General features: G+C 71.1%; 16 protein-coding genes and 1 pseudogene. 12 read left to right on the top strand and 5 right to left on the bottom strand.

What is annotated here, in order from left to right; genetic code table 11:
* Positions 1-77: 77 nt before the first annotated feature.
* The 3 genes and pseudogenes from OG746_RS14815 to OG746_RS14805 form a co-directional block, all read left to right on the top strand.
* Positions 78-215, top strand: a pseudogene (locus tag OG746_RS14815) (DUF4236 domain-containing protein); the annotation flags it as partial.
* Between the two features lie 100 nt (positions 216-315).
* Positions 316-1,845, top strand: coding sequence for a type II toxin-antitoxin system RelB family anti-toxin (gene relB / locus OG746_RS14810; protein WP_266715058.1), 1,530 nt, complete (start codon positions 316-318; stop codon positions 1,843-1,845).
* A gap of 57 nt (positions 1,846-1,902) precedes the next feature.
* Positions 1,903-3,324, top strand: a complete 1,422-nt coding sequence (locus OG746_RS14805) for an FG-GAP repeat domain-containing protein (protein ID WP_266715057.1) — start codon at positions 1,903-1,905, stop codon at positions 3,322-3,324.
* An 82-nt stretch (positions 3,325-3,406) separates the two neighbouring features.
* On the opposite strand, the gene OG746_RS14800 is transcribed toward OG746_RS14805, so the two are convergent.
* Genes OG746_RS14800 through OG746_RS14790 form a run of 3 tightly spaced genes read right to left on the bottom strand, consistent with a single transcriptional unit; the run spans position 3,407 to position 5,867 of the window.
* A complete protein-coding gene (locus OG746_RS14800; RefSeq protein WP_266715056.1) occupies positions 3,407-4,252 on the bottom strand; it encodes an alpha/beta fold hydrolase in 846 nt (281 codons plus the stop codon).
* Between the two features lie 26 nt (positions 4,253-4,278).
* A complete protein-coding gene (locus tag OG746_RS14795) occupies positions 4,279-4,713 on the bottom strand; it encodes a RidA family protein (protein WP_266715055.1) in 435 nt (144 codons plus the stop codon).
* The gene (locus OG746_RS14790) at positions 4,710-5,867 is read right to left on the bottom strand and encodes an acyl-CoA dehydrogenase family protein (RefSeq protein ID WP_266715054.1); all 1,158 of its coding nucleotides are present in this window, start codon (positions 5,865-5,867) and stop codon (positions 4,710-4,712) included. Before OG746_RS14790 ends, OG746_RS14795 begins: the two co-directional genes overlap by 4 nt.
* A gap of 205 nt (positions 5,868-6,072) precedes the next feature.
* On the opposite strand from OG746_RS14790, the gene OG746_RS14785 reads away from it, so the two are divergent.
* From OG746_RS14785 to cysN, 8 genes are read left to right on the top strand one after another with little or no spacing between them, the layout of a single operon-like run.
* Positions 6,073-7,704 carry an AMP-binding protein gene (locus OG746_RS14785; RefSeq protein ID WP_323179605.1) on the top strand — a complete coding sequence of 544 codons (1,632 nt, stop codon included), beginning with the start codon at positions 6,073-6,075 and terminating at the stop codon, positions 7,702-7,704.
* Between the two features lie 4 nt (positions 7,705-7,708).
* Positions 7,709-8,545: a PaaX family transcriptional regulator gene (locus OG746_RS14780; protein WP_266715053.1), complete on the top strand. Its 837-nt coding sequence runs from the start codon at positions 7,709-7,711 to the stop codon at positions 8,543-8,545.
* Positions 8,546-8,603: 58 nt separating this feature from the next.
* Positions 8,604-9,485: a sulfotransferase family protein gene (locus OG746_RS14775; RefSeq protein WP_266715052.1), complete on the top strand. Its 882-nt coding sequence runs from the start codon at positions 8,604-8,606 to the stop codon at positions 9,483-9,485.
* Entirely contained in the window at positions 9,482-9,961 is a 480-nt protein-coding gene (locus OG746_RS14770; protein ID WP_266715051.1) for a hypothetical protein, read from the top strand. The genes OG746_RS14775 and OG746_RS14770 overlap by 4 nt, the downstream gene beginning before the upstream one ends.
* Positions 9,958-11,190 (top strand): glycosyltransferase family 4 protein, encoded by a 1,233-nt coding sequence (locus OG746_RS14765; protein ID WP_266715050.1) that lies wholly within the window; start codon positions 9,958-9,960, stop codon positions 11,188-11,190. The genes OG746_RS14770 and OG746_RS14765 overlap by 4 nt, the downstream gene beginning before the upstream one ends.
* A complete protein-coding gene (gene cysC, locus OG746_RS14760) occupies positions 11,187-11,744 on the top strand; it encodes an adenylyl-sulfate kinase (RefSeq protein WP_266715049.1) in 558 nt (185 codons plus the stop codon). Before OG746_RS14765 ends, cysC begins: the two co-directional genes overlap by 4 nt.
* A 35-nt stretch (positions 11,745-11,779) precedes the next feature.
* A complete protein-coding gene (cysD, locus tag OG746_RS14755) occupies positions 11,780-12,694 on the top strand; it encodes a sulfate adenylyltransferase subunit CysD (RefSeq protein WP_266718953.1) in 915 nt (304 codons plus the stop codon).
* Between the two features lie 2 nt (positions 12,695-12,696).
* On the top strand, positions 12,697-13,905 hold the full coding sequence (gene cysN, locus OG746_RS14750) for a sulfate adenylyltransferase subunit CysN (RefSeq protein ID WP_266715048.1): 1,209 nt from the start codon (positions 12,697-12,699) through the stop codon (positions 13,903-13,905).
* Between the two features lie 12 nt (positions 13,906-13,917).
* On the opposite strand, the gene OG746_RS14745 is transcribed toward cysN, so the two are convergent.
* Entirely contained in the window at positions 13,918-14,259 is a 342-nt protein-coding gene (locus OG746_RS14745; protein ID WP_266715047.1) for a VOC family protein, read from the bottom strand.
* Positions 14,260-14,323: 64 nt separating this feature from the next.
* Positions 14,324-15,130: an enoyl-CoA hydratase/isomerase family protein gene (locus OG746_RS14740; protein ID WP_266715046.1), complete on the bottom strand. Its 807-nt coding sequence runs from the start codon at positions 15,128-15,130 to the stop codon at positions 14,324-14,326.
* A 94-nt stretch (positions 15,131-15,224) separates the two neighbouring features.
* Here OG746_RS14740 and OG746_RS14735 point away from each other — a divergent pair, with 94 nt between their 5' ends.
* Positions 15,225-15,890 carry a TetR/AcrR family transcriptional regulator gene (locus tag OG746_RS14735; protein ID WP_266715045.1) on the top strand — a complete coding sequence of 222 codons (666 nt, stop codon included), beginning with the start codon at positions 15,225-15,227 and terminating at the stop codon, positions 15,888-15,890.
* Positions 15,891-15,956 lie beyond the last annotated feature (66 nt).

Here is a 15,956-nt window from a genome sequence, read left to right as displayed (position 1 = left end):
CCCATGGTCGTACGCGGACCGGATACGGGCCAGTGGGTACGGCGACTGATCCGGGCGGGCGCGGGTACTCGGAGAGCTCCACCGGCGGGCGGCACGGCCCGAAGCGGACCCACAGCAGCACCGGCCGCCGGACCACCTCCATGGATCTGCCGGGCCCCTTCGGCTGGCGCCGCACCCGGACCACCCGGCGCCGTCGAGGTCACGCAGGTCACTGAGGCCGCCGAGGCCACCGAGGCCACTGGGGTCACATGGAGGGCACTCCTCCACATGGCCCCACCGGCATGCAACATCTCATATTTGAGATAACCTGCCGCTATGGCAGACGACTACCTCGAACGTATCGGCAAGCTCATCCGCGACGCCCGCCAGCACCGGGGCTGGACGCAGTCGCAGCTTGCGGAGGCGCTCAACACCAGCCAGAGCGCGGTGAACCGCATCGAGCGCGGGAACCAAAACATCAGCCTTGAGATGATCGCTCGAATTGGCGAAGCTCTCGACAGTGAAATCGTCTCCCTCGGGTACGCGGGACCGATGCACCTGCGCGTGGTCGGCGGACGCCGGCTGTCGGGTTCGATCGAGGTCAAGACGAGCAAGAACGCGTGCGTGGCGCTGCTGTGCGCCTCGCTGCTCAACAAGGGCCGCACCGTGCTGCGCCGGGTCGCCCGCATCGAGGAGGTGTACCGCCTCCTGGAGGTACTCGGCTCGATCGGCGTCCGCACCCGCTGGATCAACGACGGCGCGGACCTCGAGATCGTGCCGCCCGCCGAGCTCGACATGAACGCCATCGACGCGGAGGCCGCGCGCCGCACCCGCTCGATCATCATGTTCCTCGGCCCGCTCCTTCACCGCATGGACCGCTTCAAGCTGCCGTACGCGGGCGGCTGCGACCTCGGCACCCGCACGATCGAGCCGCACATGATCGCGCTGCGCCGCTTCGGCCTCGACATCACGGCGACCGAGGGGCTCTACCACGCGGAGGTCCACCCGGACGTCGCGCCGGACCGCCCCATCGTGCTGACCGAGCGCGGCGACACCGTGACGGAGAACGCGCTGCTCGCCGCGGCCCGCGCCGACGGCACGACGATCATCCGCAACGCCTCGTCCAATTACATGGTCCAGGACCTGTGCTTCTTCCTGGAGGCGCTCGGCGTCGAGGTCGAGGGCGTCGGCACGACGACGCTCACCGTGCACGGCGTGCCGCACATCGACGTCGACGTGGACTACTCGCCGTCCGAGGACCCGGTCGAGGCGATGAGCCTGCTGACCGCGGCCGTCGTCACGCAGTCCGAACTCACGGTCAAGCGCGTGCCGGTCGAGTTCCTGGAGATCGAGCTGGCGGTCCTGGAGGAGATGGGCCTCGACCACGACCGCTCGGCGGAGTACCCGGCCGACAACGGGCGCACGCGCCTCATCGACCTCACGGTCCGCCCGTCGAAGCTCGAAGCGCCGATCGACAAGATCCACCCGATGCCGTTCCCCGGCCTGAACATCGACAACGTGCCGTTCTTCGCGGCGATCGCGGCGTCGGCGCAGGGCAAGACCCTCATCCACGACTGGGTGTACGACAACCGGGCGATCTATCTGACCGACCTGAACCGGCTCGGCGGCCGCCTCCAACTCCTCGACCCGCACCGGGTGTTGGTCGAGGGGCCGACACGGTGGCGTGCCGCCGAGATGATGTGCCCGCCGGCGCTGCGTCCCGCCGTGGTCGTGCTGCTGGCGATGATGGCGGCCGAGGGCACGTCGGTGCTGCGCAACGTGTACGTGATCAACCGCGGTTACGAGGAGTTGGCGGAGCGGCTCAACTCCGTCGGCGCGCAGATCGAGACGTTCCGGGACATCTGATCCCTGGCCTTCAACTCCCGTCTGCCCTTTGGGTGGACGGGGTGTGAAGGTGGGCGCATGAAGCGTCCCTCCGCCGCCGCCCTCGCCGCGTGCGCCTCCCTGGTTCTGCTCGCCGGTTGCGGGACCGGGCACGGCGCGCCGGAATCCAAGCCGTCCGCGTCCGGCGGGGGCAGTGGCGGGGTGCCCCAGGAGCCCTCGGCCAGCCGGGCCCCGGCGGCAGGGAAGGGGTCCAAGGACCCCGACGACCTCAATGGCGACGGGCACCGGGACCTCCTCGTGCCCGTCGCGGCGCACGTGAACCCGGACACGCATGAGCGCGACGAGCGGGTCGGCGTCATCTTCGGCTCCGCCCGCGGGCTCGACCCGACAACGCGCACAGTGTACGGGCGGTCGGACCTCGGGATTCCGCGCTCGAACCTTGCCGACCAGGGGCCCGAGGAGAACATCGCCGCGGAGAACGTGACCACGGCCGACCTCGACGGGGACGGGTTCCCCGATCTCGTCACCACGGTGGCCGAGGAGTCCGGCGATCGCAGCGGCGACTATCGCCACGTCCCCTACGTGGCGTGGGGCACGCCGACCGGCCCCGGCGAGGAGGGACGTACGGCCACCCCTATCCAACTCCCCTCCACCGCAGCACATTTGGGCCTGGACGGTCTCACGCGTGGCGACTTCGACGGGGACGGCCACCACGATCTGGCGGGCCTCGGCGAGAACGGCACGAAGGCGCACATCCTGTACGGCCCCTTCGACCGCTCGGGCGCGCCGGCCCGCACCGGTTCACTGCCCGGACACGGCATCGACCTGGTGGCGGACGACATCGACCCGACCGGCAAGCCGCGTGTCACCGGGCTTCTGGCCCGCGTAGTGGGCGACGGGGAGCAGACGACCAGCACGCTGTACGCCGACCCGCGCACGGGCCAGGGCCGCGAGCTGCGCGCGGGCAACGCGCACGCCTTCGGCGATTTCGACGGGGACGGGCGGCGGGACCTGGCCGTGGGTGACGACGGCAGCCGCAACGACGAGCCCGGCTCCGAGACGGAAGCGGCCGACGTGGACGGGTCGTTGGCGGTGTACCCCGGCGGGGGCGGGGCCCCGGAGACGTACAAGCTGCCCGAGCCCGGCAAGGGGCGGCACGGCGACTACGGCCCCGGCGGGTACGTCGCCGCGGATCCGGACGGGGACGGGCGGGACGGCATCCTCGTCGCCACGTACGACGGGGCGACGCTGATCGACGGGAACGAGCGGATCCCCGTGCTGCGGCAGGGGCCCGCGGAGGTGGACGGCAAGAAGCGCTCGGACAACGCGCGTCGGGCGCGGCCGGTCGAGGCGGGTGACTTCGACGCCGACGGCAAGGAGGAGCTGGTCCTGGCGTGGGCGGCGGACGGGCTCTTCACCTTGTACGGGGAGCATCCGACGCACTGGTGGATCACGGATGGGACGTCCGGCCGGGACGCGACCTCGTTCGCGACCGATTGAGCCCCTGCGGCGATTGAGCAGCGGGGCCCGGGGCGGAGCCCCGCGACCTGGGACCGGTGCACCTGGGACCGGTGCAGGGGAACTATCCGACGAACTCCCGGATCGCCGCCGCCAAGGCCTTCGGCTGGTCCAAGGGGATGAGCGTGCCGCAGTCGTCCAGTTCCACAAGCCGCCCCTGCGGCAGCAGTTCCGCGAGGCGGCGGCCGTGGGCCAGGGGCATCATCTTGTCCTGCTTGCCCCACACCACCAGGGCCGGACGGTCATACGTGCGCAGGGCGTCCGCCGCCTCCATCATCTCCGTCTTCACACTGGAGCGGAGGTAGTGGAGCAGCAGCTTCCGCGCCGCCGGGTCCTTGCGCAGCGGCTCGATCCAGTGGTCGATGAGTTCGTGCGGGACCGGGCGTTGCGACATCACCGCGTAGCCCGTGCCGGGCATGCGGCGCAGGGGGCGGACGGACAGGGTGCGCGCGAGCAGTGAGATGCCGCCGGGGACCCGGGACATGACCTCCAGGAGCTTGCCCGACGGGCCCGGCGGATAGTTGTCGAAGGCCTCACAGCCCGCGATGACCATGCGGCCCACCCGGTCGGGGCGTTCGGCGGCGAGCTGCTGGAGGCGCCCCGCGTCGTTCTCTACGAACACCGTGTCGTCGCCCAGCTTGAGCGCGTCGGCGAACTCGCCGATGAGCAGGGCCACGGAGTGCGGGGTGATCCGGGCGCCGGGGCGCACGGGCGTGTGCTGACTCCCGTACGGGAGGTGGGGCACGACGCACCGCACGGACGTGCCGAGTTCGTCGACGACGTGCCGCCACACCGTGCCGTTCTGGGCGAGCCCGTGGAGGAGGACGACGGTCGTGCCGTCGCCTCCCGAGTCCTCGTACGCGATCGGGCCCACGGAGAGGTCCACCGAGAGTTCCGTCTGTTGCGTCATGCCCTGACCCTAGATGCGGGTCGGTCTCAGGGAAGTACCGCTACTCCGTCGATTTCCACCATGGCCTGTTCGTCCCACAGGCGGCTGACGCCGATCACGGCCATGGCCGGGTAGTCGCGGCCCGCCAACTCACGCCAGATCCGGCCGAGTTCGCGGGCGTTCTCCCGGTAGTCCGCCACGTCCGTGGCGTAGACCGTGACGCGGGCCAGGTGTTCCGACGTGCCGCCCGACGCGCGCAGGGCGGTGAGCAGGTTCGTCAGGGCGCGGGTGAACTGTGCGGGGAGGGTGTCGCCCACGACCTTGCCGTCGGCGTCCAGGGACGTCTGGCCCGCGAGCATCACCAGGCGGCCACCCGTCGCGACGACGGCGTGGGAGAAGCCGGTGGGCGGGGAGAGTTCGGGCGGGTTGATGCGCCGCAGGTTGCTGCTGTTGCTGCCGCCGTTGCTGCTGTTGCCGCTCACGAGGTCTCCTCCTTGTGCCCCTTGTTCCCCTTGTTTTCCTTGTTTTCCTTGTACAACTCGCGGGCGATGATGGCTCGTTGGACCTCGGAGGCGCCTTCGTAGATGCGGGGCGCCCGGACCTCGCGGTACAGGTGCTCCAGGACGTGGCCGCGTTGCAGCGCCCGCGCTCCGTGCAACTGCACCGCGGCGTCGACGACTTGCTGGGCCGCCTCCGTGGCGATGAGCTTCGCGGCGGCCGCGCGACGCGGCACATCCGGGGCGCCCTCGTCGTACGCGGCCGCCGCCGCGTAGACCATGAGGCGCGCGGATTCGACCCGTACCGACATGTCAGCGACCTGGTGGGCGACGGTCTGGAGTTCCTTCAGCGGGGCGCCGAACGCCTCCCGCTCGGACGTGTGCGTGAGCGTCGCATCGAGGGCCGCCTGCGCCATACCGACGGCGAACGCGCCGACGCTGGGCCGGAACAGGTTCAGCGTGCCCATCGCGACGCGGAACCCGGCGTCGACCTCGCCGAGCAGGTCGTCACGGGTGACCGGGACGCCGTCGAAGGCGAGGGTTCCGATGGGGTGCGGGGAGATCATGTCGAGGTGTTCGCCGGTCAGCCCGGGGCGATCGGCGGGGACCGCGAAGGCCGTCACGCCGCGCGCGCCCGCGTCGGGGGTGGTGCGGGCGAAGACGGTGTAGACATCGGCCTCGGGAGCGTTCGAGATCCAGCACTTCTCGCCGGTCAGCCGCCATCCGTCGCCGTCCCGGTCCGCGCGCAGGGACAGCGCCGCCGCGTCCGAGCCCGCCCCCGGCTCACTCAGCGCGAACGCCGCCACGGCCCGGCCCGCGCCCACCTCGGGCACCCACCGCTCGCGCACCGCCGCACTGCCGTACGCGTGGATCGGGTGCGCCCCGAGCCCCTGAAGCGCGAGCGCCGTCTCGGCCTCCGTGCAGACGCGGGCCAGGGACTCGCGCAGCAGACACAGGTCGAGCGCGCCCGAGGTGAACAGGCGCTCAAGGAGACCGAGTTGGCCGAGTTCGGCGACAAGGGGGCGGTTGACCCGGCCCGGCTCACCCTTCTCGGCGAGTGGGGCGAGGCGGTCGGCCGCGAGGGCCCGTAGCTCGCCACACCACGCGAGCTGCTCCGGTTCGAGCGAGAATGTCCCCATACGTGGTGCTCCTCTCACGGCCACCTACCGGTTCACGGGCCGCCTATCGGTTCACAACCGCCTACCGGTCCACGACTGCCCACCGGCCGCACCCAGGAACCGTATCGCGCCCCGTTGACTGTCGTCACCATCACGATACGCTCGATGCGCGGCGCCTCACCCGGCGACGGCATGCGAGCCACTCACCACGAGGGGGCGCCAGGCCATGACCCACCACCCGCTCAGCCCTTCCGCCCACGTCGACACCTTCGCCCGCGACCATCTGCCGCCCGCCGAGCTGTGGCCGGGCCTCGGCTTCGACCTGCCCGAACTGCGCTACCCGCAGCGGCTCAACTGCGGGGCCGAGCTGCTCGACGCCACCGTGGAACGGCACGGCGCGGACCGCCCCGCCTTCCACTCCCCCGGCCAAGCCCCCTGGTCGTACGCCGAGTTGAAGGCGACCGTGGACCGGATCGCGCACGTGCTCACCGACGACCTGGGCGTCGTCCCCGGCAACCGGGTGCTGCTGCGCGGCCCGACCACCCGGCACCTCGCGGCCTGCTGGCTCGCCGTGATGAAGGCGGGGGCCGTCGCCGTGACCGTCCTCGCGGGGGCGCGGGCGAGCGAGCTGGCCACGGTGTGCGGGATCGCGCAGGTGGGGCACGCGCTGTGCGACATCCGCTCGGTCGACGACCTGGCCAAGGCCGAGGTGCCGGGGCTGCGCATCACCACGTTCGGCGGGGACGGGCCCGACGACCTGCTGCACCGTGCGGCCGGGAAGCCGGCGGCGTACGAGGCCGTCGCGACCGCCGCCGACGACGTCGCACTGATCGCCTTCACCTCGGGGACCACCGGGCGCCCCAAGGGGTGCATGCACTTCCACCGGGACGTGCTCGCGGTCGCGGACACCTTCGCGCAGTACGTGCTGAGGGCCGAACCCGACGACGTGTTCGCGGGGAGCCCGCCGCTGGGCTTCACGTTCGGACTCGGCGGCCTGGTGATCTTCCCGCTGCGGGCGGGCGCCTCCGCGCTGCTGCTCGAACAGGCGGGCCCGCAGAAGCTGCTGCCCGCGATCGCCGAGCACCGGGTGTCGGTCGTGTTCACCGCGCCGACCGCGTACCGGGCGATGCTCGCTCTGCTTTCGGAGGTCCCCTCGTACGACATCTCCTCGCTGCGCCGCTGTGTGTCCGCGGGCGAGAATCTGCCCGCCGCGACCTGGCACGCCTGGCAGGAGGCGACCGGCCTGCGCATCATCAACGGCATCGGCGCGACCGAACTCCTGCACATCTTCATCTCGGCGGCCGACGACGCGATCCGGCCGGGGACGACGGGCGTTCCCGTGCCCGGCTGGGAGGCCCGGATCGTCGACGTCGAGGGCCGCCAACTCCCGGACGGGGAACCCGGGTTGCTCACCGTACGCGGCCCCGTCGGCTGCCGCTACCTCGCCGACGAGCGGCAGACCGTGTACGTACAACACGGCTGGAACGTCACCGGGGACACGTACGTCCGCGAGCCCGACGGCTACTTCCGGTACGTGGCCCGCGCCGACGACATGATCATTTCCGCCGGGTACAACATCGCGGGCCCGGAGGTGGAGGACGCGCTGCTGCGCCACCCGGACGTGGCGGAGGCGGCCGTGGTCGGACGCCCCGACGAGGAGCGCGGACAGGTGGCAGTGGCGTACGTGGTGCTGCGGGCCGGAGCGCGCCAGGACGCGGAGGGGCTGCGGGAGTTCGTGAAAGCGGAACTCGTCCCGTACAAATGCCCGCGCGCCATCGAGTTCCTGGACGCGCTGCCGCGCACGGCCACGGGAAAGCTCCAGCGGTTCCGGCTCCGCGAGCCCTCAGCCGTAGAGTGATCGCGTGTCCGAGCAGCCCACTTCCCACACCCCCCGCTCCCTCATCGTCACCCTGTACGGCGCCTACGGCCGTGACCTGCCGGGGCCACTGCCGGTCGCCGAGCTGATCCGGCTGCTCGGCGCGGTCGGCGTCGACGCCCCGTCCGTCCGCTCGGCGGTGTCGCGCCTGAAGCGCCGCGGCCTGCTGCTCCCGGCCCGCACCACCTCCGGTGCGGCCGGCTACGCGCTCTCCGACGACGCCCGCCAGCTCCTCGACGACGGCGACCGCCGCATCTACGGAAGCGGCTCCTCGGCCGACGGCTGGGTGCTCGCCGTCTTCTCCGTGCCGGAGTCCGAGCGCGCCAAGCGGCACGTGCTGCGCTCCACGCTCACCGGCCTCGGCTTCGGGACGGCGGCGCCCGGCGTGTGGCTCGCGCCCCTCGCCGTCTACGAGGAGACCCGGCACACGCTGGAGCGGATCGGCTGCGCCGGGTACGTGGAGCTGTTCCGCGGCGAACACCTGGGCTTCGCGGCGACGGCCGACGCGGTGGCCCAGTGGTGGGACCTCGCCGCCCTCGCCAAGCTCCACGAGGCGTTCCTGGACGAGCACGAGCCGGTGCTGCGGGCGTGGGAGGCCCGCGAGGACACCCCGTCGCGCGAGGCCTACCGCGACTACCTCCTGGCCCTCGACTCCTGGCGCCACCTCCCGTACGCGGACCCGGGCCTGCCACCGGAACTCCTGCCGGAGGGGTGGCCGGGGGTGCGGGCGGCGGAGGTGTTCCGGGCGCTGGACGGGCGGTTGCGGGGGGCGGGGGCGGAATTCGCGCGGGCGCCGGGTCCGGGTCCGGGGTCGGGGCCCTAAGGGAACCCTCAGGTTCCTCCACGGCTCCTCTCAGAGAGCCTGTTTAGCGTCGGTTCGCATGAGTCTGATGGGCAACATGAACCGGGCGCTGACCGCCACCACGGGCCTCCAGGTGCGCCGTGCGCCCAAGGGGCCCGCCCCTGTGCAAAAGGTGGCGGCGCCGGCGCGGCGGGCCGTTCCGGAGTATCGATGTACCGACGACCCGGGGACGGACCGGCTGCTCAGCCGGCCCGTGTTCATCATGTCGCCCGTGCGCTCGGGCTCGACCCTGCTGCGGATGCTGCTCGACGCGCACCCCCGGCTGCACGCCCCGCACGAGCTGCACATCCGGCGCCTCGAGGTCGACTACGGCAGCAAGCTGTCGCGGCGCGCCATGGACGCCCTCGACCTGAGCCGCGGCGACCTGGAGCACCTGCTGTGGGACCGCGTCCTGCACCGTGAACTCACCAGGTCCGGCAAGGACTTCATCGTCGAGAAGACGCCCAGCAACGCCTTCGCCTACCAGCGGATCCGCGACTGCTGGCCCGATGCCAGATTCGTGTTCCTGCTGCGCCACCCCGTCTCCATCGCCCAGTCCTGGCACGAGGGAGACCCCGAGAAGCGCACGTACGACGAGGCCTGCGCGGACGCGCTGCGCTACATGAAGGCCGTCGACAACGCCCGCAAGGGCATCACCGGCGGCCACACCCTGCGCTACGAGGAGATCACGGCCGACCCGGAGGGGAGGATGCGCGCCTTGTGCACCTTCCTCGGGGTCGACTTCGAGCCGTCGATGCTGGAGTACGGCGCCCGCGACGAGACGCAGGTCCAGAAGGGGCTCGGCGACTGGCGGGACAAGATCCGCAGCGGCAGCGTGCAGGCGGGGCGCGAGCTGCCCAAGGACGACGAGATCCTCGAGGTGCTGCGTCCCATCTGCAAGGCGTGGGGGTACCTGAAGTGAAGCCCCGGGCCGAGGTCGAGGAAGTGTGGCCACGGGACGGGCGGATCGGGATCGTCGGGCGGCTGGTCGGACTGGGCGCGGGGGCCGGTGGCGCGTGGCAGCTGACGGTGACTCGACGGTCGCACGTCGGTCAAGTGCTGTGCTACGACGCCGAGTTGAACGGTGAGCGGTTCAACTGCGCGTGGGACGTGGCCGATCTCGCCGCGTACGACGACGGGTTCAGCGGCGCCGACCAGTGGGATCTGCATCTGACGGACGGGCGGCGGACGTTGCGCGTCGGGCGGCGGCTCGACGACATCCGCGGCAAGAAGGCGATCTACGTCTATCCGCGGCAGGCGGTGCCGGGGGCGGGGTTCGACGTACGGCCGTACTTCACCGTCGAGGACAACTTGTCGCTGGAGTGCCGCGAACTGTTGCCGGAGTCCCGCGCACTGTCGCCGGAGCGCCGCGCCCTGCCGCTGGAGCGCCGCGCATGAGGAACACCCGCATCCGGTACCTGCTGCTGCACGCCTACGGGCGCGGCGGCACCATCCGCACCGTCTTCAACCAGGCCAACTCCCTTGCCGCCGCCGGCTGGGACGTCGAGATCGTCAGCGCCATGCGGAGGCGCGATGCCCTTCAGTTCCCGCTGGACGAGCGGGTGCCGGTCACGACGGTCGTCGATCTGCGCGAGAGCGCCGCCCCCGAGGCCACGGAGCCGGGGCTCGGCGGCTGGTGGCGTGCGCGGCGGCGCGACAAGCTGGCCGCGAGCCCCGCCCGCGAGATCCCACGCGGCGAGTTCGGCCACCGCTACTTCGACCGGCGACTCGAACTCGCCCTCGGCGACTACCTGCGCTCGCTCACCGACGGCGTGCTCGTCACGACGCGCCCCGGCCTGAACTTCCTCGCCGCCGCGCACGCCACGAACGGCGTGGTGCGGGTGGCGCAGGAACACATGAACCACGGCACGCACCGCCCCGACGTGCAGCGGCGCATCGTCGAGACGTACGAGTGCTTCTCGGCCGTCGCCGTACTGACCGAGCGCGACCGGAGCGAGTACGCGCGGCTGCTGCCCGCCGCGCGGGTCGTACGGATCCCGAACGCCGTGCACTCCCTCGACCAGGTCCCGGCGAACCACGCCTCCAAGATCGTGGTCGCGGCCGGCAGGCTCTTCCCGCAGAAGGGCTTCGACCTGCTGATCCCCGCGTGGGCGAAGCTCGCCCGGGAGTTCCCCGACTGGCAACTGCGCATCTACGGCAGCGGCGAGAAGAAGGCGCAGCTGCGGGCCCTGATCGAGGAGCACCACCTCTACAACCACGTCCTGTTGATGGGCCACACCGACCGGCTCGACGACGAGCTCGCCAAGTCCTCGCTGTATGTGCTGAGTTCACGCTTCGAGGGGCTGCCGATGGTGATGATCGAGGCGATGGCGCACGCCCTCCCTGTGGTCTCCTTCGACTGCCCCACGGGCCCCGCCGACGTGCTCACGCACGGCGTGGACGGGCTGCTCGTGCCGGAGCAGGACCCGGATGCCCTCGCCGACGCGCTCGTCCGGCTCATGGGCGACCGCGAGCTGCGCGCGGAGATGGGCACGGCGGCGCTGCTCACAGCGGCCGCCTACGGGCCCGACGCGGTGCATCCGCGGTGGGAGGCCCTCTTCACCGAACTGACCGAACCCGACGACCTGCGAGCCGCGCGCGGCGCCGCGGAAGGACTGCACGTATGACCACGGCCACGAAGGCCCGCCCGCAAGGGGCCACGATCTGGCTCACCGGGCTGCCCAGTTCAGGCAAGACGACCGTGGCGCGCGCCCTCGCGGGGCAGTTGCGCGCGGAGGGCCGGCGCGTCGAGGTGCTCGACGGCGACGAGATCCGCCGCTTCCTGTCGGCGGGCCTCGGCTTCAGCCGCGAGGACCGGAACACGAACGTGCAGCGCATCGGCCTCGTCGCCGAAGTCCTCGCCCGCAACGGGGTGTTCGCCGTCGTCCCGGTCATCGCCCCGTACGCGGACAGCCGCGAGGCCGTCCGTAAGCGGCACGCCTCCAGCGACACCCCGTACGTCGAGGTGCATGTCGCGACGCCGGTCGAGGTGTGCAGCGAGCGCGACGTGAAGGGCCTGTACGCGCGTCAGGCCGCGGGCCAGCTGACGGGGCTGACCGGGGTGGACGACCCGTACGAGCCTCCGGTCGACCCGGACCTGGCCCTGGAGACGCAGTTCCAGACGCCGCAGCAGTCGGCGGGTTCGGTGCGGGCGGTGCTGGTGGCGAGGGGTTTGCTGTGAGCGACTTCCGTTACGCGCCGAGCCACTCGGACGACCTGAACGCTCATGAACTCAGCTATGAACTCAGCCACTTGGACGCTCTGGAGTCCGAGGCGGTGCACATCCTGCGCGAGGTGGCGGGCGAGTTCGAGCGGCCGGTGATCCTCTTCTCCGGCGGCAAGGACTCGATCCTGATGCTGCATCTGGCGCTGAAGGCGTTCGCGCCCGCGCCGGTGCCGTTCCCGCTGCTGCACGTCGACACGGGGCACAACTTCCCCGAGGTCATCGCGTACCGGGACCGTGTGGTCGCCGCACACGGGCTGACACTCCATGTGGCGTCCGTACAGGACTACATCGACCGGGGTGTGCTCCGCGAACGCCCCGACGGGACCCGCAATCCGCTTCAGACGGTGCCGCTGACGGAGACCATCCGGGACGAACGCTTCGACGCCGTGTTCGGCGGCGGCCGCCGCGACGAGGAGAAGGCGCGGGCGAAGGAGCGGGTGTTCTCACTGCGGGACGAGATCTCGCAGTGGGACCCGCGCCGCCAACGCCCCGAACTGTGGCAGCTGTACAACGGCCGCCACGCACCCGGCGAGCACGTCCGCGTCTTCCCTCTCTCCAACTGGACCGAGCTGGACGTCTGGCAGTACATCGCGCGGGAGCGGATCGAGCTGCCGGAGATCTACTTCGCGCACCGCCGCGAGGTGTTCGACCGGGGCGGCATGTGGCTGACGGCCGGTGCGTGGGGCGGCCCGAAGGAGGGCGAGCACGTCGAGAAGCGACTCGTCCGCTACCGCACGGTCGGCGACATGTCCTGCACCGGCGCCGTCGACTCCGACGCCGAGACGCTCGACCAGGTGATCGCGGAGATCGCGGCCTCCCGACTCACCGAACGAGGCGCCACCCGCGCCGACGACAAGCTGTCAGAGGCGGCCATGGAAGACCGCAAGCGCGAAGGGTACTTCTAGAGATGTCTGTTTCCACGATCGCCGACGTCGGTACGTTGCGGCTCGCCACGGCCGGGTCCGTCGACGACGGCAAGTCCACGCTCGTCGGCCGCCTGCTGCACGATTCCAAGTCGGTTCTGGCCGACCAGCTGGAGTCGATCTCCCGCACGGGAACCCCCGACCTGGCGCTCCTCACGGACGGGCTGCGGGCCGAACGCGAGCAGGGCATCACGATCGACGTCGCGTACCGCTACTTCGCGACGCCGCGTCGCCGTTTCATCCTGGCGGACACGCCGGGCCACGTGCAGTACACGCGGAACATGGTGACGGGCGCCTCGACGGCGGAGCTGACGATCATCCTGGTCGATGCCAGGAACGGGGTCGTCGAGCAGACCCGCAGGCATGCGGCGATCGCCGCGCTGTTGCGGGTCCCGCATGTGGTCCTGGCGGTGAACAAGATGGACCTCGTCGGGTACGAGGAGTCCGCGTTCGGCGCGATCACGGAGGCGTTCGCGGCGCTTGCGGACGAGTTGGGGATTCCGGAGGTGACCGCGATCCCGATCTCGGCGCTCGCGGGCGACAACGTCGTGGACCCGTCCGAGCGCATGGACTGGTACGGCGGGCCGACGGTCCTGGAACACCTGGAGACGGTCCCGGCGACGGCCGAATCCCCGTCGGCGCCTGCCCGCTTCCCGGTCCAGTACGTGATCCGGCACGGAGAATCCCGCTACTACGCGGGCCAGTTGGTATCGGGAACACTCCGGGTCGGCTCCACCGTTACGGTGCACCCCTCGGGCCGTACGTCGACGATCGCGGGGCTGGACGTACTGGGCACGGAGGTGACGGAAGCGCACGCGGGGGCCTCGCTCACGGTGCGCCTCTCGGACGAACTCGACGTGGCACGCGGCGACTTGATCGCGTCGAGCACCGACCGGGCGCCGACGGTGACGCAGGACGTGCGGGGTTCGGTGTGCCATGTGGCGGACCGGGCGCTGCGGGTCGGCCAGCGCGTCCTGGTGCGCCACACGACCCGCACGGTGCGCGGGATCGTCAAGTCGCTTGGCGGAGCGGACGAGTTGACCGCGAACGACCTCGGGTCGGTGGTGCTGCGGACGGCCGAGCCGTTGGTACTCGACGCGTACGCGGAGGTGCGCCGAACGGGAGCGTTCCTCCTGCTCGACCCGTCGGACGGAACGACGCTGACGGCGGGTATGACGGATCTGTCTCCCTGACGGGGCGGACGCTCAGGAGCCGACGTATTCGTACACGCCCCCGTGGGGGTGACGAAGCACCGCACGATGGCCATTGGGGGTCGGCTGCGCCGGCCTTACCACGGTGGCCCCGGCCGCCACGGCTTCCTCAACTGCCGTGTCCAGGTCGGCGACCACGAGAGTGGCCCCGACTCCGGCGACCCGTTGCACCGCTTCGTCGGGCCCGCTGAACAGGAGAAAGGGACCAACGCTCGCCAGATCGACCCCGGCGAAGGCGAAGCGGGCGGCTGTCCCGCCGGTCAGCCTCTCGTAGAAGGTGACGGCCGCGTCCAGGTCGTCGACACACTGTCGTGTGATCACTGAGTCGATCTTCATCGTCGGTGCCGTAGCTCCTCGTAGGGTGCGTCTCTGCTTGTGCCGGGGGGTGTTCGCGACAGCGCTAGCTGCCACTGCCCGCGAGGAGCTGCGTCGCGTATCCGCCACGCAGCTCCTCGGTGATCCGGCGCCGCCATGGGCGGCTGATCAGCGCATGGGTGAGCCGACGGGTAGTGCGGGGCGCAGCCATGATTGTTTCTGCGACTCGGCGGGCCTGGTCCATCAGTTGATCCCTCGGCAGCACCTCGTTGACCAACCCCCATTGCAGTGCGGTCGCGGAATCGATCCCCCCGCCCGTGTAGGCGAGGTGGGCGGCACGCTTGGTGCCGAGCAGCTCCTCCAGGGCGAGGTACATGCCGTCGCCGGGCACCGACCCTGCGGCGAAATTCCCGTCGGCGATCACCACATCGTCGGCGCACAGGGTGACGTCGCACATCAGGGCCAGTTCCTGGCGTGGACCGGGTCCGTTCAGTACCCCGATGGTCGGTACGTCGACGCCCAGGACCAGCCCCTCAAGGAGTCGCGCCCCGTCGGAATACTGCTCGTACAGCAGGTCGCTGGACCACTGTGACAACGGTTGTGCGAACGACTGCGGATCGACCCCGGCCATCCACTGTCGGCCCGTCCCGGTAATGATCAGGACCTCGTTGTCCGGGTCCGCGCCGGCTTCCGAGAGCACTCTGCCCCAAGCGTTCAGCAGCGCACGCGAGAAGACCGCCGGTCCACCGTCGGTGTGCATGCGGATCTCGACAACCCCCGAGTCCCGGTGGATGTCGAAGTGTTCGGCGAACGTGGCCTTGTACCGCTTCAGGGCCGGGCGTTCCACGAAGCCGCCGAGAAGCCTGTCGCGATCATCCAGCGCATCGGGCATCGGGCATCGAACCTTTCGATCGGCAAGAGCCTGGCGCCTTCACTGTGCCATATTAAGTGGGGTCAGACCCCACTTAATGAGGAGGCGGGAAAGAATGCAGCCGGCGAACGAGGAACGTGCGGGCGACGGCCGCCCCGTGCGTGCCGATGCCCGGATCAGCCGCGAGCGGATCGTGGCCTCCGCCGGTCAACTGTTCTCCGCAGAAGGTGTGTTGGTGTCCCTGGAGCGGATTGCCCGGCACGCCGGGGTGGGCTCGGCGACGCTGCATCGCCACTTTCAGGGGCGAGGCGCACTTGCCGTCGCGGTGATGGACGAGCGGGTCCAGGCCCTGTGCACACGAGCGCGCCGGCTCTCGGCCGAGTTCGAACCCGGGCAGGCCCTTGAGGTGTGGCTACGGGCGGTCGTGGCGCACAACAACACGTTCCGTGGCCTTGCCACGCTGCTGTCCGAGGAACTTGCCGAGCCCGGACATCATGTGGAAGCACGGCATGACGAGGTGCGCGCGGCGGGCGGAGAGCTTCTGCATCAGGCGCAGCAGGCGGGCGCGGCCCGGAGCGGCATCACGATCTCGGATCTCCTCAACCTGGCCAACGGGATCGCGGTTGCCACCGAGCGCGTGCCGGACCGGGAGAGGCAGGCCGACCATCTGCTCGACGTCGTGATCACCGGCGTACGGCCCCGCACCGACGCGGCCGGAGCCCCCGGAGGGGGCGGGCGGGTGGGAGATGGGCGAGGAAACGCGGCCGGGACGCCGGCATAAGCGCAACCACCGGCGCCGGTGCCGACCCCGGTGCCGCGCAGCGGGAGCGAGTGGCCCCGACACCCC

It is taken from the genome of Streptomyces sp. NBC_01016 (genome assembly GCF_026341035.1).
In the GTDB taxonomy this organism is placed as follows: domain Bacteria; phylum Actinomycetota; class Actinomycetes; order Streptomycetales; family Streptomycetaceae; genus Streptomyces.
This window is presented reverse-complemented; position numbering and strand designations above follow the sequence as displayed.